The 25,574-nt window shown below is 35.0% G+C and carries 14 protein-coding genes; 9 read left to right on the top strand and 5 right to left on the bottom strand.

Going from position 1 to position 25,574, the window contains the following annotated elements; genetic code table 11:
• Positions 1-106 precede the first annotated feature (106 nt).
• Entirely contained in the window at positions 107-244 is a 138-nt protein-coding gene (locus MJQ71_RS01705) for a hypothetical protein (RefSeq protein ID WP_238803987.1), read from the top strand.
• Positions 245-565: 321 nt separating this feature from the next.
• Here MJQ71_RS01705 and MJQ71_RS01700 read toward each other — a convergent pair whose 3' ends face one another.
• From MJQ71_RS01700 to MJQ71_RS01685, 4 genes are all read right to left on the bottom strand, one after another.
• A complete protein-coding gene (locus MJQ71_RS01700; protein ID WP_238803986.1) occupies positions 566-1,651 on the bottom strand; it encodes an RHS repeat-associated core domain-containing protein in 1,086 nt (361 codons plus the stop codon).
• A gap of 410 nt (positions 1,652-2,061) precedes the next feature.
• Entirely contained in the window at positions 2,062-11,193 is a 9,132-nt protein-coding gene (locus MJQ71_RS01695) for a DUF6443 domain-containing protein (protein ID WP_238803985.1), read from the bottom strand.
• A gap of 49 nt (positions 11,194-11,242) precedes the next feature.
• Positions 11,243-12,976, bottom strand: a complete 1,734-nt coding sequence (locus tag MJQ71_RS01690; protein ID WP_238803984.1) for a hypothetical protein — start codon at positions 12,974-12,976, stop codon at positions 11,243-11,245.
• A gap of 664 nt (positions 12,977-13,640) precedes the next feature.
• Positions 13,641-14,273 carry a response regulator transcription factor gene (locus MJQ71_RS01685; RefSeq protein WP_238803983.1) on the bottom strand — a complete coding sequence of 211 codons (633 nt, stop codon included), beginning with the start codon at positions 14,271-14,273 and terminating at the stop codon, positions 13,641-13,643.
• A gap of 443 nt (positions 14,274-14,716) precedes the next feature.
• Here MJQ71_RS01685 and MJQ71_RS01680 point away from each other — a divergent pair, with 443 nt between their 5' ends.
• From MJQ71_RS01680 to MJQ71_RS01655, 6 genes are all read left to right on the top strand, one after another.
• Positions 14,717-15,949 carry a site-specific integrase gene (locus tag MJQ71_RS01680; RefSeq protein WP_238803982.1) on the top strand — a complete coding sequence of 411 codons (1,233 nt, stop codon included), beginning with the start codon at positions 14,717-14,719 and terminating at the stop codon, positions 15,947-15,949.
• Between the two features lie 33 nt (positions 15,950-15,982).
• Positions 15,983-17,074, top strand: coding sequence for a DUF6617 family protein (locus MJQ71_RS01675; RefSeq protein WP_238803981.1), 1,092 nt, complete (start codon positions 15,983-15,985; stop codon positions 17,072-17,074).
• Between the two features lie 114 nt (positions 17,075-17,188).
• Positions 17,189-17,491: a helix-turn-helix domain-containing protein gene (locus tag MJQ71_RS01670; protein WP_238803980.1), complete on the top strand. Its 303-nt coding sequence runs from the start codon at positions 17,189-17,191 to the stop codon at positions 17,489-17,491.
• Position 17,492: 1 nt separating this feature from the next.
• A complete protein-coding gene (locus tag MJQ71_RS01665; protein ID WP_238803979.1) occupies positions 17,493-17,771 on the top strand; it encodes a helix-turn-helix domain-containing protein in 279 nt (92 codons plus the stop codon).
• 6 nt (positions 17,772-17,777) lie between these two features.
• A complete protein-coding gene (locus MJQ71_RS01660; protein ID WP_238803978.1) occupies positions 17,778-20,033 on the top strand; it encodes a DUF3987 domain-containing protein in 2,256 nt (751 codons plus the stop codon).
• A gap of 22 nt (positions 20,034-20,055) precedes the next feature.
• The gene (locus MJQ71_RS01655; RefSeq protein WP_238803977.1) at positions 20,056-22,131 is read left to right on the top strand and encodes a Piwi domain-containing protein; all 2,076 of its coding nucleotides are present in this window, start codon (positions 20,056-20,058) and stop codon (positions 22,129-22,131) included.
• A 238-nt stretch (positions 22,132-22,369) separates the two neighbouring features.
• Here MJQ71_RS01655 and MJQ71_RS01650 read toward each other — a convergent pair whose 3' ends face one another.
• Positions 22,370-23,821, bottom strand: coding sequence for a hypothetical protein (locus tag MJQ71_RS01650; protein WP_238803976.1), 1,452 nt, complete (start codon positions 23,819-23,821; stop codon positions 22,370-22,372).
• Positions 23,822-24,030: 209 nt separating this feature from the next.
• Here MJQ71_RS01650 and MJQ71_RS01645 point away from each other — a divergent pair, with 209 nt between their 5' ends.
• Complete coding sequence (locus MJQ71_RS01645) at positions 24,031-24,474, top strand: hypothetical protein (RefSeq protein ID WP_238803975.1); 444 nt, start codon at positions 24,031-24,033, stop codon at positions 24,472-24,474.
• Between the two features lie 75 nt (positions 24,475-24,549).
• Positions 24,550-25,191 (top strand): 5-methylcytosine restriction system specificity protein McrC, encoded by a 642-nt coding sequence (locus MJQ71_RS01640; RefSeq protein ID WP_238803974.1) that lies wholly within the window; start codon positions 24,550-24,552, stop codon positions 25,189-25,191.
• Positions 25,192-25,574 lie beyond the last annotated feature (383 nt).

The raw sequence follows: 25,574 nt of genomic DNA, 5'->3' as shown, positions 1-25,574 counted from the left end.
GACTAACGGGGACTAAATTAAAATCAGCCGAACCGCCACCTATCTTTTGCCAACATTAAGGCGAACTGAGGAAATAGCGTTTTTAAAACGAAAAATCTATTCTCAGATGCCGTTGAAACCAGCAATGGATATTGAACGGGTGACACCACGACTAAATTTACATTTAGTCGAACCGCCTGTCAACATTAAGGCGAACTGGGGATTATCTATTTTTGATTCTGGTTTCCCAAATACAACAATCTAATTAAGCAAATTATCAATATAGCATTAAATAAAAAACCAACAATTGGAATTAAAAGTGGTTTGAAAATGAACGCAATTAAATTTTGAAATAGGATTATAAATAATAATAGTTTTTTTTGAGTAATATATTCCTTTAAACTGAAGTAATAAATTATTAAGCAAATGTTATAAACAATGATGTATGTCAAATATACCCATCCATCATGATAAGAATTTTCTAAATCATAATAAATTTCATACAGATTTAAACCATATATTATTAATAATACAGAATTTAAAATGATAAATATATGCATTGATAACTTTTTCATAATGATAAACCTTAACGTTTTATAGTTCCATCTTCTATTTTCTTTTTAATCAAATCACTTTCAACATCAGCACTATGAGCCCTCATTTTGTCTAAAACAGTAGACTTGGGAAATTGATACTCATGCGAATATTGTGAGTCGACATCTATTCGATAATTTATTGTTTTATCATTATTATAAACTCTTCTGAATTCTTTTGGTAAGAAAGATGAGATATTTAGAAAATCCATAATATTAGCTCCTCCTGTTTGAACACCATCTATCTCATTATAAATATGTATATGTTTATTCAACTCTGCTCCATAAGTATCTGGGTTTTCTGGTGAGCCAAAGTGATTGTCTGCTGGTGTGGATATAGTAATTATATTAATTTTAATATTTTCAAATCCTTCATCGTCAAGCATTTGTCTAAGGATAGGTATTGCTTGAATTGAAACATTACCTCCATGGCTATGCCCAATCATCGTAATGTCTTCATTTCCAGTCATTGTTGCTCGGATATGTGTCGCCAAATTTTTAGCAGCATCGTTTCTATCACTTTCGGTGTTAAAAACGCCATTTCCCCAATTTGTTAATTTACCACCCCAATTAAAAGAGGCATCAAAAGTTCGATTATTAGATAATCTAAATAAGGCTTTTGTCCCTTCATTGAGATTATTAGATTTGTCAAGCCACCTTTTATTATTACTTTGAGTCCCATGCACGAAAAAGGCTTCTAATCCATCTAAATCCACTGCAATAACTGGTTTATTCTCTGCATAATCATAAGGTGTTTTATATGCATAATCATTCGCCAGCGGGTCAACACTCGTAAACCTTGCGTTCATTGGGTCATACCATCTAAAACCATACTCAAACAAACCAATGTCGGTTTGTAATTCCTTGCCGTTGTAGGTAAAGCGGTTTTGAGGGGTATTTATACTTGGTAATGCATTGGGTAATGTTGGCAATGGTACTGGCAAAATATCAGCTGCTATACTTGCTCCCCAAGGTTCATAATGCTCGGTTAGGGTTTCAGCTGGCAAATAGGCGGCATCCGTGGTAGTGGTAGCTGTTGGCTTCTCTACGCATCGGCACGCTACTCGGCTATTACCCAAATGGACTCACCTTTATTTCAAAGAACTTTATTGTTTATTAGGTCGCATTACAAATGCTCATTCTCTACAAGCCCAGCACCACAGATGAGGACTAACTGGGAATAAATTAAAATCAGCCGAACCGCCGCCTATCCTTTGCCAACATTAAGGCGAACTGGGGGAAAACTAAAACCAGTTTATTAGTATTACAGTAAATACAAGTATGTACTGTAAAATAACTATACTATTAATGATGCGTTTAACTACCTTTTTATTTTCATCTACATCAAAAAAAATTAGTTGAGGGGCGAAAACATTAGTTTTTATTTCATTTTTAAAATTTCTTATAACTAAAATACCTTTAGAAAAGAAACATATGAAATAAATAGCTATAAGAGTTTTACTGTAGATATCTGTAAACAAAATCATTTTCATTTTTTTTGTATTATTAAGTTAGGAAGTTTAGTTTTTGTATTATCTTGATGCATAACAAAATTTTTGTTCAAATCTATATATCCTTTACCCCCACCTGAAAAAAAGGTAGAATTTATTTTAACCTCTGCCTTACCTTCAAAGGTCACTCCAGCCCCTTCCACTGTCTGACTTTTAAAAAAAGAGAGATAATAATCACTCTGTGACTTCCCTTTTTGCACATACTGACCTTTTTCTTTAACATAATTAGTAGCTTCTTTGAAAGAAAATTCAACAAAAGGAATTGAAATTACTCTCTCTTTGCTTTCTACCTTCTTGTTATATCCCTGATACGTGGTTTCTGACTTTAATCCCGCACCGAAACCCAAAAGCTCGCCTTTAATTTCTTGACTAGTAATTATGTTATTTTTTTCTGTAAATAGTTCCCCTTCTGACGATGGGATACCTAATTGAGCTTTTGCCACACTCACGCTATATACGTTTACTATTAATCCTAAACCAATACCCAATGTTTTATCATAAAAAGCGTGAGTAACTCCCATCTTCACTTCACCATTCACCCCTGCAAAACCATCAAGTTGATTAGTTTCAGTGTAAATGTATTGTTGTTCTTTGGGTACTGCTGAAGTTTGAATGCTAGAAGAACCCATACTCGTAGTACTTTGTGCCCTTTCAGCACCATCTAAATCAATACCTGCAATTGGCTCATTCTCTGCATAATCATAAGGTGTTTTATAAGCATAATCATTTGATAACGGGTCAACGCTCGTAAACCTTGCGTTCATAGGGTCGTACCATCTAAAACCATACTCAAACAATCCAATGTCAGTTTGTAGCTCTTTGCCGTTATAGGTAAAGCGGTTTTGTGGGGTATTTATGCTCTGTAAAGGGTTGGTCAAAATGTCGGCTGCTATACTTGCTCCCCAAGGTTCATAATGCTCGGTTAGGGTTTCGGCTGGCAGATAGGCTGCATCGGTGGTAGTGGTGGCTGTTGGCTTTTCTACGCATCGGCACGCTACTCGGCTATTACTCAAATGGTCTTTTAGTATGTATTCAAAGCGGCCATATTTGGCAGCTGTTTTACTACTCTCGTTGGCTATTGGGTCGGTTCTATCGGCTACATAAGCATATAGTTGTTCTTTGGGTAGCCAACGGCCTTCGGGTGTGCCTACAAACTCTAAAATATTATTCAAATATACAGCATTTCCTGCATATTCGTAGGTGTTGGCTCCTACTTTTGTTTGTAGTTTTCCTCCTGCGGCATCATAAATATACTCATAGGTTTTGGAACTACCCGTAATCTTGGCTGGTAATGTACTGGCTGAGTAAGTAAAAGTTGCTCCTTTTTTGTCATCATTCTTTAAACTGCCATCAAGGTAATAGGCATAATTGGCTGTTCCTTTAAAGTATTTTTCTCCATTTGCACCCGCTACGCCTTCTGTAACATTTGTCAACAAATTGGTATTATTGGCATAATTATAGCCCAAATTATCAACAGGAGTGCCATTAACCGTTCTATTGAGTGTTGTTATATTACCATTAACATCATAAGCTCCCATCAACAAATTAAATGATTTTCCTTCGCCTGCCATGTTGGCCGTTAGCAAGCGTTTTTGTGTATCGTAGCCAAAAGTATAGGTATATTTTTTCTGGTCAATATCATAAGGGTCATTATTATTATTGGTCAGATACTTCCTTTGTCCGTTGGCATATATTTGCTGGTTTATATTACCGTCGCCAGTATAGCCAAGTTTCATTCCAAAGAAATCAAACTCTTTAGTTGCGGTAACTTTCAATCCATCTGGGTTATTTATTTTTGATAGCCATCCACTTATATTATACTCATAATCAACCACTTGCATGCGGCAACCTAGGGTTTTCTGTACCATTTCGCCAATATCATTGTAATTGTAACGGGCAATTGGTTGCCATTTTTCGCTGTAAGAACCATTGTCTATTTTTTGGCAGATAGTAGCATTACGGCCGCCGTAATCGTAGCCATTACGGGTTTTGGTTTCAAGTGTACCATGCAAATTAATACTCGTCATTGCACCCCGAACCCTACCTACAAAATCAAGGTCTGATGAGTTAATGTCATTTCCTCCACCATAATTTTTCTTAATAACTTGTACTGGGCGGTTTTTGGTATCAAAATAAGTAGTTGTAATTAATTTTTTCCCCTCATCATAATTCCCATCAGCATTTGTTACCAATGACCACGAACTGACTTCTAAGCCTTTTAGTTTAACTACATCAGTCTGGATTGCAGGTACATTTCCAGTAGGACTATAGAATTTTGATGGCTGGAATTCTGGGTGTCCGTCTGGGTATTCATCATAATCATGGTGCATTACCAAAACTTCGGGTTGATTATTTATTGATACATACGTGTTCAAAGGGCGATTTAAATCGTCGTATTCAATTCTTGTAATGAGAGGCAAATCATTTCGTGTCTCTGTAGTTTTCATGAGCATGTCAGTATGTATGCCCGTTGTGTAATACTCAATCATCACTGCTTTGCTCGAAGGGATTTTTTTTCGAACCATCAGCCCTCGGTCGTTATATTCATAGGCAAAAATAAGTTCATTAATAGCGGCAGATGTAGTGGCAAACAACGTAAAGGCATTATCAATTATTGCTCCTATCGCCTTTGGTGGTACTACACAAACCAACTGTCCAAGGTCATTATAAACATAATAAGTACGTAGTCCGCCTACATCTTTGCATACAACTCTCCCTTCTTTGTCTTTATATTCAACCGTAATGAGGTTTCCAGTCGTACCAACGGCAACTTCTTTGTTTTGGGTTTTATAGAGTGTATTAACAGGGTAAGTGCCAACAGCCACACTTGAACCTGAAACGGTAAACATTTTTATGTCCGCAGCATTTGTACCGTAAACGATCTCCGTTTTATTGGCTAACTTATCATTCCCGATTGCAACTTGTTCAGTTGGGCGGCTAAGCGGAGAGGCTTCAAAAGTAGTTTGTGTAAAGGGCGTATTACTACCTTCTTTTCCTACTGCCGTTTGATACCAATTAACAACATTTGTTGTAGCATTAGCAACCAAATTACCATTATTTCCAATAACTGGATATGGCAAAAAGTTTTTTGGCATTCTTCCAAACGCATCATATTCTATTGGCTGCACCATATCTTGCTGCTCAGGGCCAGCATGGATGTTTATCTTTTGCTTTGGTCGGCCAAGTCCATCAAAATACGTCACCGTCTGAAAGCCAGTTGAAGCAGATTCATCTAAATAAACCGTTTCAGCCACAAAGTTTTGAGATGTGCCAAAGTTTGTAACTAATGAAGGATTTAGGATTTCTACATTATCACAATCGTTGGTTGGGCAGTCACACGTTTGTTTGATTACATTGAGTGTAACCTCCTGGTAACATCCTGCTGGGGCATTTCCAAAAGCAACTTTATATTTTCTCTCAAAAGGTCCTTGTCCCGTTTCGCTACTTATTAGAGCTGGTCTTAAATAAACTGGAATATTAGTCTCCACAGTTCTTGTAACAGCACCCGTAATACCTTTAGGGGCATCGAAAATTGTAAGAGCATTATCAGTTGCTGTCCAAACAAAGCCACTTGAATTACCGTTTGTAGCCGTTGCAATTGCTTTTATTTCAGTACCTTCAACTATTTTTTCAGATATACGGTTTGGTGTGGTCGTGAGTGTAAAATTAAAATCTTGACATGGATTAACCGTTGTAATTGTAGGACTCAGATAATCCGCCGAAACCAATACTTTCGGACTGCTACCAGCTTGCCAGGATAATATCACAAAACTCGCACTTATACCTTGTTTGTGATGAACTTCAATCGTTGCTTGAGTATTGGCAATCAAAGTAACAGTACCTGAAACTTCTTGGTCATGGTTATTGGGGTTATCATGTACCCAAATAATTGGAGAACCATTGATAAACAACTTGGCACTATTATCTGCTTTCATATAGAAAGTATATGTACCACTTACTGGAGGACAAATAAACCCACGCATACGAGCAATGAAGTTGGGTGTTGTACCATTTCGAATATCAAAATTAGGTTCATTTCCAGCTCTATTTGGTGCAAAAGCAGATACAGTTTTAGGTTGATTAAATATTACACCTAATTGAGTTGAAGTAAAATCGCCAATTTCAGTTCCTTCAATATTATCCCATCTATCATAATTTAGTTTTTTCTGCACGCTACAAACTGTAGCACAACTAATAATTACTTGCTGGGGAGTTACATAGCAATAATCGGAATCGGTTATCTGGTCAGCAGCAATAGTAGATTGATTTGAACGCACGGCTATGTCATAATCTCCATTTAATAGATTAGTGAATATATTCGATGATTGCCATATCTCACCATTATTTATACTGTACTGTATGGTTCGCCCTGTTGTGTTTCCAATTACTACAACTGAAATTTTGCCTAAATTATTCACACAGTCTATATCAGTACCAACAGTCAATCCACAACTAGCGGCATTGATGAGTAGCTTGGTAGTAGCTGTACTATTACAAGTTAAATTATTAGCAGTTTGAGTAATTGTTAAAGTATAAATACCTGCATTGGTGGTTTGTGAAAGATTGGTCAACTCAGGATTTTGGAATGATGAAACAAAATTATTTGGTCCAGTCCAAAGATAACTTGGAGGTGTACCTGTATCACCAATGTAATTGCCTTTAAATATCGCACTTCTGCCCGCTGTAGCAGGGTTTGGAATGGCTAATACAGTTGGTTTGGCAATCACTACGTGTTTTACTTCTACTTTATCACTTTCTGAATTACATGTTGAGCTTTTTGCATAGTATATACCATTACCTTCAGCATTTGTTGGCACTGCAAATGTAGCAGTCGTAGCGAGAGCCGTAGTTTTTCCTACTTTATACCATGTAAAAGTGCTACCTACATTTCCTGTTGCTGTCAAAGTAACAGGTGTTCCTTCACATACAATTTGAGTAGTATTGGGAGAAATACTTAGACAACGACGTATTTTTATCGTTTTTGAAGTCTGACAATCAACCCCATTATCACCCGTATAATGCAACACATAAGTCTGACTATCTGGTTTTAATTGGTCAATTAGTGTCGTATAAAATGATTTTGTGGCTAAATTTACGCCATTTAAATACCACTTATAGTCTTGACTTTGTGGGAGTTTATCATCGGAAGTATTAGTTGCTCTAATCTGAACATTCTCTTCAAATTTAAGTTTATCATAATTACTTCCACTTACATTTTTAAGCGGGTCTATTTCTTCAAACGCCCAATATTTCCCTGTACCAATTACAGGCACGTTATCACGGCTCTTGAGGTTTTGTGAAATAGTTGCAGCGGTTAAATCTGATGTATTACCCAAAGTACCATACCAAAGACGAATCTCATCAACGGAACCAATAAAACCTAAGTTTTGAGTATAACCTATCTGTGTATCATATGTATCAGACACTTGAACATTTTGAATAGTATAAATGCTCTGTGTTGCTTTCCCTTCTAATTTGCCATTTATATAAATTTCTGGAATATGATTTCTATAAACTAGTGCAATATGATTCCAGCCTGTCAAAATTTTGGTAAAGGATATTGCCACTCGTCTTGCATTTTCTTTTGTTGGGATATCTTCAATTAACGTAACTCCATTAGAGCCAACTGATAATGTATTATAAAAAGGATTTTGTTTCCCCCAATACTGCATTAATTTTCTGTGTTTTTCTCCTGCACCTATATAACCTACCGTTATATCTGAATTATTCTCAGCTTTAATCCACGCTTCAAATGTATTTGATTGTGTTCCGTCTTGACTACCCAATTGAATACTATTTGCACCTGATAATACAGCTACATTTCCTAAACCAGCCGAAGTATTATTACTAGTCGCCATTGGTTCGGCAATAAGTGTCGGAGTGATTGTACCACCTTCAATCAAAATTTTATCAGGAATAGCCGTAATTAATGGTGGCGTTCCGCAAGCAGTGCTATTTGTTCCCACACAATCTATTACAAAGTTGGTATTAATTTTACACCCTTGATTATTTGGATTGGTTCCTTCCACTATCTCTAATTGATAAAAACCCCGTTCCAAATCTGTAAACTGTAAAAATGAAATAGCAGTTCCGACTGGAATTATACTCCAGTTGGGAGTTGTTGGCTGATATACACTTTCATTATTAGAATTATATGTCTTTTTGAGTAAACGATATTGTAATTGCACTGCGGTTGAATGACCTTTTAGATATATAACATACCGTCCTTTTCTTATGGTGGTGTTACAAACTGTCTCAGTTTTTAAGATAGGGTCAATTGCCAATGTACAACACAGAATTATTGCTGGTGCATTTTGATATGGCCCGATATAATTCCCACTCGGGTCTTTTACTTTTACTTGATAGGTAATATTGGGTGGCAAAGTCCAAGGAAAATAAAAATATCCATAATTCGTTGGCTGAATATTTTTAATAGTTGTAACATTCGTTGTCATATTTTTATACTCCAATGTCACTGAGCCAAGTGTTAAACCTGGATTATTAGTGTCACGCAAAGAACCACTTACATTATCACAAAAAGCATTGGAAACAACACTATTATATGATGGTGGTAAAGGTGTCCTGACATCTACATTTCCACCAGATACACAGCCATTTTTGGTCACAGATAAAGTAAATACACCATTCATCCGCTCATTATTTAAGAGGCTAAAACCTGACACATTGCGAGTTGTTCCATTAGGTAGTGTCCAAATATGCGTACAAGTTGGACAATTATTACTTGAATATAGTGTTGTCGTGCCACTTTGAACATTACCTGTGAAGGAGTACATAGGTGATGCTGAAAAGTTACAAGGACAAATTGATAAGGTAAACTTTGTTTCACACCAAATACCATTCTTTTTTACTTTTAGAGTATATTCTCCTGAATCATTCAAAGTTGTCAATTGTTTAACTGTGAAGGTTCCCGAATTACTATTCGGAATAAGACTACCAGCAAACCACCATTGAATTTCATCAGGAGTAATTCCATTTTCTATTCCTCCATAAAGTATGAGCGGTTCGCCCACCGATACACCGCATTGGCGAGCAGTTGCATTTGAGTATGCAAAAAGTGTGAAATCACCACAATTATTATTTTTTACGCAAACGGCCGATGTGAACGTAGAATAACAATCATCATTGATTCTACATCTAAGTTTATAACAGCCGACACCTGCCGAAATATGACTTTGGTCACTGTAAAATGTGTCATCTTTATACCATTCAAAAGTACCATTGATACCTTCAAATAAGCAAGACGATGATGTTGACAAAGTTGTGGTTTGGTCGGTAGGAATTGTAATTGTAGCAGCCTCATTAATTGTAGGTATAGCAACATTACAACTACTCAATGTTATTTCATCTGATAAGCTACTTTTACATGATTCACTGATGAAACATCTAACTTGGTAGGTATTGCCCAGTTCACCTGTGATAATTTGCGAAGATGGTGTTATCTCAGTATTGTAATTTTTATACCATTTATATTCTCCTCCCGTGCAGGTGCCATTAGCAGTCAATTCTAATCCGCTGGCTGTGATTGTTGGGGTGGCAGCTCCACATGGATTGATTATTATTGTATAATAAGAGGGGGTGCTTTGGCAAGCCAATGTACAAATGGCACTATAGGTAGTTGTTTGAGAAGGATTAACTATTCTTTCAGCGGGGGTTGGGTTGTTATTATTTAAAAAAACGCTCCCATCTTCCCAAGTTATTAGCCCACCTACACAACCAGTAACTGTTAATTTAACTCCCCCATTTAGTAATGATTCTGGAGTGATAGTAGGGGGTGATGGAATTAGGGAAAATCCACTTATTGAACCACTTGTATGTTCTTGTGTACTATTATTACCCTTACAAGTGATTTTTACTTTTCTTTTAATTGTATTTGATGGCATACAAGAACACCCAAAATATATCGAACTATGAGTGACACTTAATAAATTATTATTAATTATTGGGGTTGAATTCCTAAGAAGAGTAGCATAATTGACCGAAAGTGAGGAAGAATATGATCCATCTTCATAAATATTCCATGCTTCAATTGTTACAGCATTTTTATAAGACGTTGTGTCATTTATAGTTGTAATATTACTTGGTACTAAACAATTGCCAATGGAGATTGAAAATGTGTTACTCCCACATGTACTTGGTGCAGAAGTAGTAAGCGTTGGAATTGTATTGATAGTGTAATCATTTCGTAACGAATTAGTTTTGTTTATAGCCTTAACAATATAATAGATACACTTTTCCTCTTTCTTTTCCCAAATATCATTCACCCCAGCCCCAGCAAAGCTTCTTAGTAACGAAAAACAAGGTTCTTTACTTTGAGCTTCAAACACACCTTTAATCGTAAACTCTTGTTTAGGGTTCGCCTTATCTACTTTACCTTGCATGTAATCATAGTAAGTGCCGCCTGTTTTTATAAAACCATCAGGAAAAAGCATTTTTAATGTAAAAGCATTTGAACCCTCAAACTGAAACATCAATGATGGGCTAACATCTAAATAATCGACAGTTATTTTTATTTCAATCTCTTCACCAATATTAACCGAATCTTTATTCGAGCTGAGTGTGAAACGAACTGGGTCAAAGCCACCAAGTTCTAAAGTTGTATTAAGTTTTTTGTTAATTGTTTTCTCAAATTCCCTTGAGGTTGAGTCATATTTATAGTACTCTCTTAGAGAGCTTGCCGTTTCTTCTTGCACATTTGAGTTTAATTTTTCTGAAAGCTTAAAAAGACCACTCTTTGAATCAAGACGTAAGAGTTTTACTGGAAGTGGCGGTATTGGTTGAATAATTTTAATTTCATTTAACCTAATACTATGTTCAATTGTTCGTCCTACTTTAACAACTGAATCAATCCTACCACTACTTTGTAAATTTTGATTCATAGGAGTGTTATCAACAACTCTACTTACCAATTCTCTATCAAGAGAGACTGGCTGCGAGGTTACGGACTTAATTGCACCTACTTCCTTTGGCAAATAAGTAACCATAGGCTTTGCTTTTACTTTCTTTGTTTTCTTCAAAGGAGGACTAAAACTTACCAATAACAATAATGTCAATAATGATACGAAAACAGTTTTGTGGTTGTTGTGTTTCATGATTTCTATGGATAATGCCTTCAGCCTGCTCGGGCTACTCAAAAAGTGCCTATTTTTTTTCTAACTGCTCTACTTTCGATTTTAGCAATTTTATTTCTTTGCTTTGTTCAATCAAATACAAAGTCAATTCTTCCACCTTCTTCAAAAGCAGTCTGTTCATTTCGCCTAAATCTTGTCCATCTTTTTCTATTTCATTTGCCGAAGGTATTTCTGACAAATGGCTGTTTTGTATTACAAATGCTTCTACTTCGGTTAGGCTTGGGAGTTTGTAGTTTGGGGAGAATACAAAATCAGGCCAACCACTTGACTGTTTTTTTACTTTTATTTTCTCGGCTATTACGTTTCCTGCTACTGCAAGTCTATAATCTGTAGGAATTGTAGTTGTTCCAATACCTACTTGTCCCAAATTATTTATTCTCATTCTCTCCTCACCTACATTAGGTGTCCCAACAGTTGGAGTAGTATAAAAATTGATTAAAGTAGCTGTTTCTCCTAATGCAGTGCCTCCTCCTACTGAGATTTGATTATAAGTAGCTGCTGTATTAAAAACTAATCCATTTAATTTATTACTGCTGTAAGCTCCGCCAAATATTCTAAATGTACCAGCTGTGTTAACCGTTTGGCTATGTCGTAGTGTTATCCCCGTAGCATCCAATATCTCAAATTTTGTTGTTGGAGTTATTGTGCCAATGCCAATATTACCTCCGTTGGTAATAGATAATAAACTTCCACCAACATTATTTGTGAAATTGTGTATTATATTTGTCGCTACTCCAGATAACGTATTAAAATACTCTGTTGCCACACCTGTCCTTCTTATTCCATTATAAGATAGACCATCACTATTACCTAATCCTATTTCACCCTGCACAACCAATTTTTTATTGGGTACAGATACTCCTATTCCCACATTACCATTATTATGTACAATCATTCTAGTATTTGCCCCCATTTCAGTATTAGACCAGTAAGGTGTTGTGGTAACATTTCCTGAATGTCCAAAAAACTTCACTCCATCATTTCCTAAAATAACCCCATTTCGATTAAATACTTTATTTGAATTCAAATCATACCTCTTATTTGTATTATCCCATGTCGCTCCTTGAGCAAACATTGCTCGGTCATTGCCATTTTCAATGGCATTCTGTTCTTGTAAAAAAGCAACATTACCTAATTTTATATTTTTGAATGAATTTATTTTAACTTCTCCTAAATCATCATATTTAAACATTAAGCCATCATAAGCTTGTGCTGCTTCTGGATGTATATAAAATAATTCTGATATGCCTAACCTGCCTGTTGTTCCTGACGCTGTATAAAATGTAAATCGAATTTTACTGGGTTGAACATTATTTAGTTTTACAGCAAAGTCATTTTTAATATAATTGCTTATGTCTGCAACTGTTACCCATATATTTGCATTAGCAAACGTATTATAAACTTCTATTTTGAATTTGGTCGCCCCCCAAGTTCTTGTTGACCAACCTATCCAAGCACCAGACTGCACATGGACATTGGGAAAATTTTCAATCAGCACTATAGTTGGATTCGTCTCTGATGGAGCTACACTTGTGTAGGAAGGAGAAAAACCTCCATCAAAAATTATATTCGAATCTAACCTCGCAATGCCTGTTTGAGACACGCTATACCGTTTATTTGCATAAAAAAGTGCGTTTTTTTCAAGAGTTGAGATGTTTAAATTTGAGGGATAAGCATCGGTGCTTTGTCCAAAAAGAGGAAGTGATGAATATATAAAAAATATTAACAGATAAATTTTTCTCATTTTTATTTTACTTTATAGTTTCTAATTAGTTTGAATTAAAACTTCTCTCTTTGCATACACAATTATCTTTATTTTGAAACTAAGCTCTATTTCCTCCGCATTTTAGTGCAGGTTTCAAATACCTTATTCAGACATAAATGAGATTTAATCACACTTATTTTAATTAAATTGGTTTTGAAAAATTAAACCTTTAGTCTTTTATAAAAAATAGAATAATGTATCTTAAAGAGTATAAAATGTACAGGAAATATTTTCTTCAAAATAAAGTAGTGTTGAAGAAAAATCAGATAAATCCTAAATATCTTAAATAAGCGATGGAGAAAGAATTGTTTTTGTAGAAATCATCTCAATCACTAAGAATCATCAAATACAGTTGATTGATGATTACGTACAAAATGATATGTTTTAACTGGTTGGTAGTTTTAATAAAACTGGTTGGTAGTTTTAATAAAAATAGTTAAAGAAGATAAGTAGTTGTGTAAAGTTTGTCTCATTATTATTATTATTTATAAGTGTATGGAATTTCGGGCAACATAAAATAATATGTTAATTTTAATGCTGTAAAGTTACTATAATTTCATTGTGCGAAACAATAGCAGATTATATACTTTATTGCCCTCAAAATAGTAGATTACCTACTGAGTGTTTTTTTTAACATACGTAGTTATACGTACTTTTGTGCAGAAATAGCCAATTGAAGCAATGCCGACTTCCCTCCTTGTATTTGCATTTTACGTCGAATTTTTGCTCTGTGATTATTTACGGTTTGGTGACTTATTTTTAATGCACTGGCTATTTCATAATTATTTTTACCTTGACCAATCAAATTCATCACTTCTTTTTCACGTATTGAAAGTTTCTCTAAAATTGATTTTTGAGGCATTTTATCAGGCTCAACCATTTTTAAATACTCTTGACTCAAAAACTTATTTCCCTGCAAAACCGTGCTTATACCTTGATTCAACTCCGACACCTCTGAGTCATATTTCAATACACCCATAAATCCTAAATGTAAATATTCCATCACACTTTCAATTTTAGTTGTTTCACTGATTAATATTAATGAAGTTCCAATAGAAACTTTATTAAATTCAAGGATAAAGCTATTTGCATCTTCCATTTTTTCATCGCATATTACAATCACTGGCTTATGAAGTTTTACAAGTTGTAACAGCGATTTATAATCTTGGATTTGAGCAATCAAAGAAATATTTGAATTTACTAATATTTGAGAAATATATGCCGAAGCAAAGCTATTTTTTAAGGCAACAATTCCTGTTATTTTTTTACGAGGCATGGATTTATTAAGATTATGAAGAATTCAAATTTAACTAACTAATTGCTCGACATACAAATCTTACACCAAATATTTAATCAATCCAGAAACTAAAATGACAATGAAAGGTTAAGTGAGTTAAAGAGAATTATCAAAGCTGTAAATTAAATATACTTTTAAATAAAATTCAAATAAGCATAAAAATAAAAAAGCCTGATAATTGTTTGATTATCAGGCTTTTTTGTTGTGGGCCCACTTGGAATCGAACCAAGCACCTACTGATTATGAGTCAATTTCTATTCTTACTTTTATCTACTTTTGTTCATTTTTAGTTGTTATTTATAGCAAAAACAGCCATTTTCTTTCTTTTTTCTTCTAATAGTTGTTGTTAATTTCGGCATTTGTATGTATCTTGTATGTATAAATCAAAGCATACATACAACTATAATTAACTATAAATCAATATGTTAGGAGTTACTACTTCCATTATACACGACAAAAGAATCCAGAAAAAAGACGGCACCTATTCTGTAAAGCTAAGATTAACTTTCAATCGTGAACAAAAATATTACCCATTAAATGTGTCTTTAACACCCGAAGATTGGGAAAAAACACAAGCCCAAAAACCTCGTGGAGAGTACAAAGACCATCAAACTTTCTTTAATAAGGTTGAACAGAAAGCCTTAGAAATTATCAGAGAGATAGACCCATTTTCTTTTCAAATCTTCGAGAAAAAATTTAACCAAAAAACCGACCGCAGTAAAGATGTTTTCTTTTACATAGAAACATACATGGCTCGTCTAAAAGCCGAAGGAAGAGTTGGCACAGCAGACAGTCATAAATGTTCCTATAATAGCTTTAAAAACTTCCTAAAATCTAACAACAGGAAAAACCTCCACTTTGCCGATGTTACATCTGAATGGCTGCAAGCCTATGAAAATTGGATGAAAGAAAACGGCAAAAGTCTAACCAGTACAGGTATTTACCTTAGAAATCTTCGTACAATCGTAAACGTAGCAATCGAAGACGGCACGTTGAGCAAAGAGTTTTATCCTTTCGGAAAACGAAAATATGTTGTACCAGCAGGACGAAATATCAAAAAGGCTTTGACAATCAGAGACATCAAAAAAATCATTGATTATCAACCAAAGACTCAACCCGAAGAGAAAGCCAAAGACATTTGGCTATTTAGCTACCTTTGCAATGGGGCAAACATGAAAGACGTTGCACTGTTGAAGTGGAAAGACATTGATTCTAAAAGAATCGTGTTTGTAAGAGCAAAAACAGCCCGTACAACCAAACAAGATGTGAAGCCGATAATCGTCATGTTAATGCCCGAAATCAAGGCTATAATTGACAAATGGGGTTTTAAATCAAATACTCCCGAAGATTATATTTTTAAAATCATCGACAAAGATGATAATCCAGAAAGAGCATTAGCCAAAATTCGTCAGTTTATTAAAAATGTCAATGGCTATATGAAGCGTATCGGGAATGAATTGGAGTTTGAGTTGAATCTAACAACCTATTCAGCTAGACATTCTTATGCTACGGTCTTAAAACGTTCGGGCGTTGCCACCGAATTTATTTCTGAAAGCCTCGGCCATAAAGACCTCCGCACTACTGAAAACTATCTTGATAGCTTTGAAGATGATGTAAAAGAATCATATCAAAGAAAATTGCTTAATTTTGATTGATTAAGCACCTATAAATCTACACAATATTAGAACATGATAGAATTAAGTTTATTCAGTAGTATTTTACATGGGTCGCTTCGACCTTGGAAATTAGACAAATCAAATACAAAATATTACAGCAAAATGGTAAGTAACTCTTCCTTTTCATCATTGAAAGGAGGAGTTACTCAATTTGAAAAAGAACTGAATGAAATAGCCCACGAACATAAATTCAATATTTCCAAAGCCGAAAACTTTCAGTTTTATTTTGATAATGCTCAACAAGACTCTTTAGCTGAAATAGATTTGCCATTAATAATATTGGTAGAAATCCAGCCTACAAATGTAATTGCCAGGTTCTTCTATTATTTAATTAAAAATGAAGCAACTCGATTGACAAACACCCTATTTCAAGTCTTGACAAAAGACATGGACGAATCTCATAAAAAAGCACTCCCGTATCACTTTCATACAAGAATCGTTGATTTATTAAAAGATATTCCTAAAACTCAAGTCCTAATTGAGCCAACAGATACACTTTCAATTTTTGTAATCGAAACCCTAAAACTTCAAACAATTAGGCTTTTACTCGAAACCGAACATTTATACGAACATCTTCTCGAACAAGAAATTTCAGACAAATACCAAATCTTTGGCGATTACCTCAATCAAGATATTCCAGAAGATATTTTTTATAAAAAATCAGACAAATTATCACATTTTCAAGACTTAATTAAGTTTGGAGAAAAAGAAGATAATTTCAAATTCCCTAAATCTGACAGAGTATCATTTGGCTATAAAGGTGATAAAAAGAAACTTGATTCAGTTTTAAAGCAGCTTCAATTTCAAATCAACCTATTAAATGAAGATAAAACAAAAGTTGAGCAGTTACTCGAAATATTAACATCACCAAACCTCGCTTTAGGTACTCCACTCGTTTACATAAATTGCGAAACCACACAATTTAGTCATATGGTTTCTAAACTTGAGCAACACTTTATTTCTTTTAACCCAACTGAAATTGGTAACACAAAGTTATTTTATTCAAAGAAAGGAAACCTAATAAAACGACAAAACCTATACAAAAATCTTATTGACGAGCCGAAAAAGATGGAAGAGATTGACAACATAATCAAACATTTATAAATAGAAACAGTGAGATTAGTGAGATATAAGAGTGAGATATAACCATCTCACTCTTATTTTTTTGCCCCTACATGACATTTGCATCAAGATTTTTTCATTTAAAATTTGATGTATATGTCACAAGAATCATTAATTCTCGAAAGACTCAACAAGATTGAGCAACACCTCCAAGAGCAAACATTGCTCAAAAAAGACATCCTAAATTTAGAAGAAGCCAGTCGTTACCTCGACATCAGTTCTTCACACCTTTACAAACTAACAAGTCAGAAAAAAATACCGCATTTCTGTCCACAAGGCAAAAAACTCTACTTCCGCCGAGAAGAGTTGAACGAATGGCTTTTGTCAAATCGCCAGATAACTACCGCCGAAATCGAAGACTACGCACGAAATCGCTTCACCTTAATAACTGTAAAATAAGATGAATGTATTTGAATTAGAAGAAAAAATTGGCGAGTTCGACCAAAAACTCAAACTCATTATCGGCATACTCCGAGAACGCCAGCGTACAAACCCCGAAGAGGTTTTCTTTGACAATCAAGAATTTCTCCATGTAATGAATATCAGTAAGCGAACCGCACAGCAGTGGCGAGACAATGGGCTAATTGGTTTCTGCCAGATAGGTTCAAAAATCTATTACCGACTGCCCGACATTTTAGCCCTCTTAGAAGACAATTACAAACCAGCAGCAAAGCAATAAATCAAAATGAATACAGTAACAATTTTTGAGAGCTTCAATAAACCAGTTGAAGACCTCGCTTTTGAAAACATAATCAAAGATATAAAATCAGAGAAACACCTCAATAAAGTTCGGTTTTATCGTGATGTACTCGCACAAGGGCAAAAAGAACGTGCCGAAGAAGCAAAAAAACGTCTGCCAGCTTTTACACCCTCCGCCACTTTCAAAGACGGCAGAAAGCAAGAGTTTGTGCAACAGCATTCAGGGCTAATTCATTTAGATTTCGATAAGTTAGCCGACCAGCAACTACTTTTTGCTACGACCAAAATCGAGAAAGATGCTTTCACTCATGCGTATTTCCGTAGCCCAAGCAATAATGGTATCAAAGTATTTATAAAAGTCAATGCCACAGCGGAAACCCACGAACAAATCTATAATCAGATAAAATCTTATTACGAAGAGCTACTGACTTTTAAAGCTGACGAAAAATGCAAAGACATCACAAGGCTTTGCTTTATTTCTCATGACCCCGAAGCCTATTTCAATCAAGAGTCAGCAGTTTTTCATAGTAGTATTTACGAAACTCCTGTAAAAACCAACAATCAAAGTACAATAGTAAACCCAAATAACATAGCTGAAACGCTCATCCAAACAGACAATAATAATGAAGAAGCATATCAAAAATTTCTTAATTGCATTGATTTTACAAATAATAAAGCAGGTTATGGCGATGGCAATCGCAACAATTATATTTATCTTTTGGCTAATAATTGTAACCGTCAAGGACTTTCCTTTGAATTGGTTAATACTTTTATTCAACAGCATTTTGACTTAAATGCCAACGAAATCCATGCGACCGTCAAAAGTGCATACCAGCACCACAACGACCAATTTGCAAAGTTTGCAAACTTTGCAAAGTTGCAAAATTCACCAAACGAATCTACCGAAGACTTCCTGAAACAAACACCTTGCATCAGCGAAGACCTTTATCGTGCCATGCCCGACCTACTCAAAAGAGCTGCCGAAGTATTCACCGAGCCACGAGAACGAGATGTCTTCTTTACAGGTGCGTTAGGCATTTTGAGTGGTTGCTTACCAAATGTTTCGGGTATTTATGCCAATGAAAACGTCTATCCAAACCTTTTTACTTTCATCATTGCACCTGCCGCCAGTGGTAAAGGAGCATTAAAGTTTGCCAAAACTTTGGGCGATAAATACCACACATCATTATTAGATGCCAGCAACCTCAAAAACGATGAGTATAAAAAAGACCTAGAAAACTATAAAAACAACCTTCGCACCATTAAAAAAGGCGAAAAACTACCAACCGACGAGCCAACTCAGCCCGATTTCAAGGTACTTTATATTCCTGCCAATTCGAGTTATGCCAAGATTTTATCGCACATCAAACAAAACGGCGACCAAGGTATCATTTGCGAAACTGAAGCCGACACAATGGGAAACGTCATGAACAAAGAATGGGGAGGCTACAGCGACTTACTCCGCAAAGCCTTTCACCACGAAAAAATATCAGTTTCTCGAAAAACCAATAACGAGTACATCGACATCCAAGAACCCCGAATTTCAATTGCATTGGCAGGAACACCTGGGCAAGTTTCAAAACTTATTTCCTCAGCCGAAGATGGACTTTTCAGCAGATTCATTTTCTACGCCTTCAAAGTCGAACAAACTTGGAAAGACGTTTCGCCTTATGCCCAACCTATCAATTTCAGTAAATTCTTTAAAGAACTATCTGAGGAGGTTTATTCGCTGATAAACTTCCTCGAACTAAGCCAAACAACTATCAACTTATCAAAAACACAATGGCAAATTTTTAATAATACTTGTAACGCTCGGCTACAAGATGTCATTGTATTTTCGGGTGAAAATGCTGGTAGCGTGGTAAAACGCTTAGGGCTAATCCTATACCGAATATGTATGATATTTACGGCACTCCGAAAATTTGAAAATGGAGATACCTCCACCGTTTACGTTTGTTCAGACAATGATTTTGAAGTTGCCGTAAAAGTTACCTCCACCTATTTAGAGCATAGTTTACTCATGTTTCACAACCTACCCAAAAACGAAGGCAACCTCATTTTTAAGTCTGGAAACGTGAAGGAACAATTTTTAAAAGCATTACCACAAAGTTTTCAGCGAAAAGATGCCGTTGAAATTGCCAAAACCTTTAGCATGAGTACAAGAAGTGTGGATAACTTTTTAAGTTCCAATTTAGAAAAGTATTTCAGACAAACTAACTTTGGTTTCTACGATAAGCTATAAATCCAATATAACTAACTTTTGCATGAATCTCACACTCAACTTAATTCCGTTTACCCCTATACAAAGTTCAAAAACCTTTGGCTTTATTACCAAAAATCGAGAAGGATATTATCCACTAACAAAAGCTGAATTTCCATTTTTTACGCAGGAAACTTATGATGAATTACTCGAAAAAAACATCAAAACACTCTATACTGATTTCAAAACCACTGAAGATTGCGAATATGTTTATGAGCTAAATTTGTCTGAAAGTTATAAATTCGCCAAGCATTACTATACATTTTTGCTGTATGAATACTTTCTCGACAAAGCAGCTATTATGTATCCTGACTTTGTTAAAAGCATAGTAGTTTGGATGAAAATTCCACAAAAAACAAATGCTGAAATCTCTCAATACCAAAGGTTTACTATCAAAGTTCAAATCGAAAAAGTAACTGACCAGCCCGAACTAATATTGTCCTATGATGGTATTTCAGAAGTATATAATAAATCAATCGAAGAACTAACCGAGTTTCCAAGTAAATTATATCATAAAGTAGTTTATCAAAATCGTATCTACAAATACGAAGAAATGCCTCCAGCATTCAAAAACTACCTCCATGAACTATACCCATTACTCAACAACCCAATGAAATATTATTTGGGTAAAGTTTCTCCAAGAACCAATCCCCGAAAAAATACATATATCAGTTACTTATCTGAAATAAATGATTTTTATAAAACCTACCTTGATAATGATAACTTTCGCAGTGTCATAAATATTGATGTTCAAGGGTTTTATCAATTGCCAAACGATAAAATCCTCAGCACAAAATCAGACTCCAATAATTTACTTTTTGGTACTGGTACCGATACAAGTCCCTACACTGGTATTTATCAAAAAGGAGTTTACAAGCCATCTTCATTCTCTAACGTTAAATTCTTTTTTATTTATCAAGAATCAAAAAGCAATCAAGAACTTGCTAGAAAACTCTATAACTATTTCACAACGGGGTATTCAATTCCAAACAAATATGGTGAAGGAACGAAAGAAACATTTCCTCCACTCAGTAAATTTATTAAACAGCCATTCAATATCGACAAAGGCTCACGTTTAGAATTTCAATCAACCGAAACCTTAATCAAAGATTTAAGAAAATATCTACACGATAGAAACCCTGACAAAAACACCCAGTACGTAGCCATTTATATCAGCTCTGTAGCAAAAAACAATACTGATGTGGCAAAGCACGAACTTTATTACAAAGTCAAAGAACTATTACTCAAAGAAAACATCACTTCACAAGTTATTTATAACGAAAATATCAACAGCAAATCTTTCCAATACTATTTACCAAACATTGCCATTGCCTTATTGGCAAAACTCAACGGAGTTCCGTGGAGATTAAACCGCCCACCAAAAAACGAACTTATCGTTGGCATAGGAGCATTTTATTCACATACAGCCAAATGCCGCTTTGTCGGCAGTGCATTTTGTTTTAATAACGAAGGAGACTTCTTAAATTTTGACTCATTCCCAGCCGAAAACACCAACCTTTTGGCTCATTCAATCCGCACAGCAGTATTAACCTATCTCGACACATACAAAGATGCTCAAAGGCTAATCATTCATTTTTATAAAACAATGAGCCATGAAGAACTACAACCCATTCTCGCTATCCTTTACAAACTCAATATCAATATTCCAGTTTTTATCATTACCATCAACAAAACCGAATCAAAAGACTTAACAGCATTCGATACACTCGTACCCAATTTCCTAATGCCAATAAGTGGTACAATCATTCAAACTTCTTATCGGCAGTTCTTGCTTTTCAACAATACCCGATATTCCGAAGAACCAAAAGTCAATGGAGGCTATCCGTTCCCAATCAAGCTTTCTTTCAGTTGTTCCAACCCCGAACTACTCAAAGATTTCTCAACCATAACCGAGCTTATCGACCAAGTGTATCAATTCAGCCGAATGTACTGGAAATCAGTTTCGCAGCAAAACTTACCTGTAACCATCAAATACCCCGAAATGGTAGCCGAAATGTTTCCGCACTTCGATTCTGATATTATTCCAGAATTTGGGCGTAAGAGTTTATGGTTTTTATAATTTTACCTAATATTTACAAATACCTCCAATAAACATACATCTAAACACAGCCAACACTCAATTAAATGAACGAACAACTTACCTACCTTCAATCCCACGCAAAGGATTTTTCTAAAATCAAGAACAACGAATCACAACTTTTAGTGAGGTCAATCAGTTAGCTAAAGAGAAAATAGATGTACTAATTGTTGAATTAGAGCTTAGACTTAATAGAAAGTACATTTAGAATCCCAATTAATCAAAGAATATTTATTGGTATCCCAACTTTGATATTGACATAAGACCTATCAAACAAGCCCTTGAAAGTACCTAAATCAGGGAGTGCCCATTCAAGAATAATATTTGATTGTTCGGCTTTGTCATTATCTAAAATGACTGGAATGATATACCCCAATTTTAGATTAGAGATTTTTGTTCCCAAATTATTTTCATTAAAAATAGTTATACCTTGCTTTTTTTCTTTTCCCCACAAGTAGGTTGCTGATAGCTTCAAAATTTTCTCTGTGCCTTTTTTATCTCTATCAAAATTTGGAACTGACGTATCATACGCTTCAATAGACTCCTTCTCTGCCACATAAGAACTATTAGAAATAAGAGAGTCTCTTACAAAATTGACTTTTTTATCGCTCAAAAAAGCATTTTTTCTACTAAAATCCAGCTTTATAAAGGCATTAAATACTGAATTTTTCTTAAATATTGAGTGATTAACCGATAAACCAAAAACATTTTTATTGAAAATTTCGTCTTCAATGATTTTCTGATTTTGGAAGAGATTAGTCTTTATTCGCTCTGTGTTCAAGTCAAGGGCAAGCCAAAAGAATCGTTTTTGGTCAAAAACGATTTCCTTTTCCTTTTCATACATGGCTTTCTCTACATAGGCAATAGGGTCTTTTAAAATATCTTTCAACTCGTCCAATTTATTATAAGCAGAGTCTATTTGCACCTCCAACAAGTTTCTCTTTAGTCTGGTTAAGTTAGTATCATGTAATAGCAAACTGTCACAGTTGCTAATAATACTATCCAATTTCTTAATTTTATTACCAATTTCTTTGCCACTAACTTCATTAGAAACTTTTGAAAGAAGAAGTTCACTACTGGCTTTCACTGCTTTTGCTTTCCTATAATCTGTAAACTTATAGAATGGGTTATTTCTAAAATTTAAAGGAAACAATATTATCTGAACCCCATAATTAATCGTAGGGTCAAATTTGCCTTTACTAAAAATCTTATATTCTCCATCTTCATTTTGTTTACCTTTTACATAAGGAAACAAGCCACCCCAAGGTAAACTTTTGCTACTGTCTTTATACAATAATAATTGGTTTCCAATTTTAATTTCTGGTTTGTTTACACCCACAACTATCTGATTGACAGGTAAATCATTAATACCAATCACTGAAGAAAAATCCGATTTAAAAATTTTCTTGAATGATGGGCGTGTAATACTAAGCAGTGGGTCTATTTCAACTGTCGGTCTCACAGCATTTTCTATAATTCTTCGACCTTCCGAGTCTAATCTGATTACTTCTGTGGCTTGCGATGCTTCTGGCTCTAAAGAATTAATCTTTGGTGGCATTAATCCACGATTGTAAGTTCCGTATTCTTTTAAAACGTTCTTGGTTATTTTTTGTCCCAAAACTAGATTCTGAGCAATAAGGACAAAGACGAGAAGTAAAATTGTTTTTTTCATAGTGCTTTGGTTTAATTTTTATCGAAATATACTTTCACTTTTTATGTTTTGCAACACACTTTTATTTTTCGGTACTTGTACAATTGACAAAATGCAATCAAGCCTAAAGTTATTGCCGAAATCGCTTTTATACTCGCTACACTTTTGCTATTCTGCTTTTTCTTGATTAAAATTGTATAAATAATCTTAGATTCGTCATTAAACTGTACATGAACAAACACGACCTCATACAAAAAGTAAAAGCCCTCGACGGCATCAGCCAAGACGAACGTGCCTACCTCATTGACCTCATTAATACCAAGAAAAAATACGGACTCGTCTGGGAAGACAAACCCGAAGATGTAGAAGAAATCCTCCGCCAACACCTGCCAGTGCTGCAAGAAGTGGTGGAGAAAAGAATCATTTCTGAGCCAAGACTAACAGCCGTAAAAAGTGAGCAAGATGCTGAAAATACCAAACCCCAGCAAACTTTGCTCTTTGATGAAGTTAGAGAAGAAACTAATCCTACCAATCAAAACAATCCTGATAATCATAGTTCAGACAATAGGGCTGTAATCCACACCCTCATTGAAGGCGATAACCTCCATGCCCTTAAGGCTCTGACTGTTACGCACGAAAACAAAATTGATGTCATTTACATTGACCTTCCGTAGAATACGGGCAACAAAAACTTTAAGTATAACGATAGTTTTGTTGATAAAGAAGACTCTTACCGCCACTCTAAATGGTTGAGTTTTCCGCCAATCGATGAAATCAAACTCCGTGTGGCCGATTTTCAGCGGGTAGTTATTCACCGAAACAATTACCACTATGATTTTTTGCTTAAAATCTGTGAAATCATACATCAAAACCTCCTCATTGATGAATCTAATGGGCATTACCAATTCAAAGATTTTTTGAGAGACGAAAAAGCAATGGCTCGTCTTTTCGAGGCTTTTATCCGTAATTTTTATCGAAACGAAACCTCACTTCAAGTGCGTTCGGAGCAAATAAAATGGCAGTTTGATAAGGTAAGCCCCGAAGCCCAAAGCATGATACCCATCATGCAAACCGATATTTCGCTTTATCGCAAAACTCAAAAACTAATCATTGATGCCAAGTATTATAAGGAAGCATTTGTAAAAAGATTCGATACCGAGAAGTTCCGAACACCAAACCTTTACCAACTTTTTGCGTATCTCATCAACCAACAAACTGATACAGAAATGAGCCAAACTTGTGGCGGTATGTTGCTTTACCCTGCCACATACAGCACTTTTAAGCACGAAATGTATTACCATAAGCACCGAATCGGCATACAGGCCATTAACCTCAACCAAGAGTGGCCACTCATAAAAAATAATTTACTGTCTTTGGTATCTGATTTATAAAAACAATCTTTAAAATTAAAGCTTACACAGATTTCAACTGTATTTCCAACACAAAAAATATAATTATTTTATTAAATCAATACCACCGAATGCTCTTATAAACGTTATCCCACATGGTTGTATCTACCCTTTAATTGAATATTTGTATTCAAAATACATTATGTCAAGAAGTGTTCTTGTATGATAATTGTATTATGCATACTTTTAAACTTTAAAAGTTTCCGACGATGAACAGAGACATCTTCCAGCTTATTAAGATTAAACCTTTCACGCATATGTATAGGAATTTCGCCAGCTCGCTTTACGTAGAAGCTACACAGGTACGATATACGTGGCTTGAGTAGGACATTAACGCTAGTGACACGGAAGTGGTTTGCTCACGT

Origin of the sequence: Emticicia aquatica, from assembly GCF_923079645.1 — a bacterium.
Lineage (GTDB): Bacteria > Bacteroidota > Bacteroidia > Cytophagales > Spirosomataceae > Emticicia > Emticicia aquatica.
The sequence above is the reverse complement of the archived record's forward strand: the minus strand, read 5'-3'. Positions and strand labels throughout refer to the sequence as shown.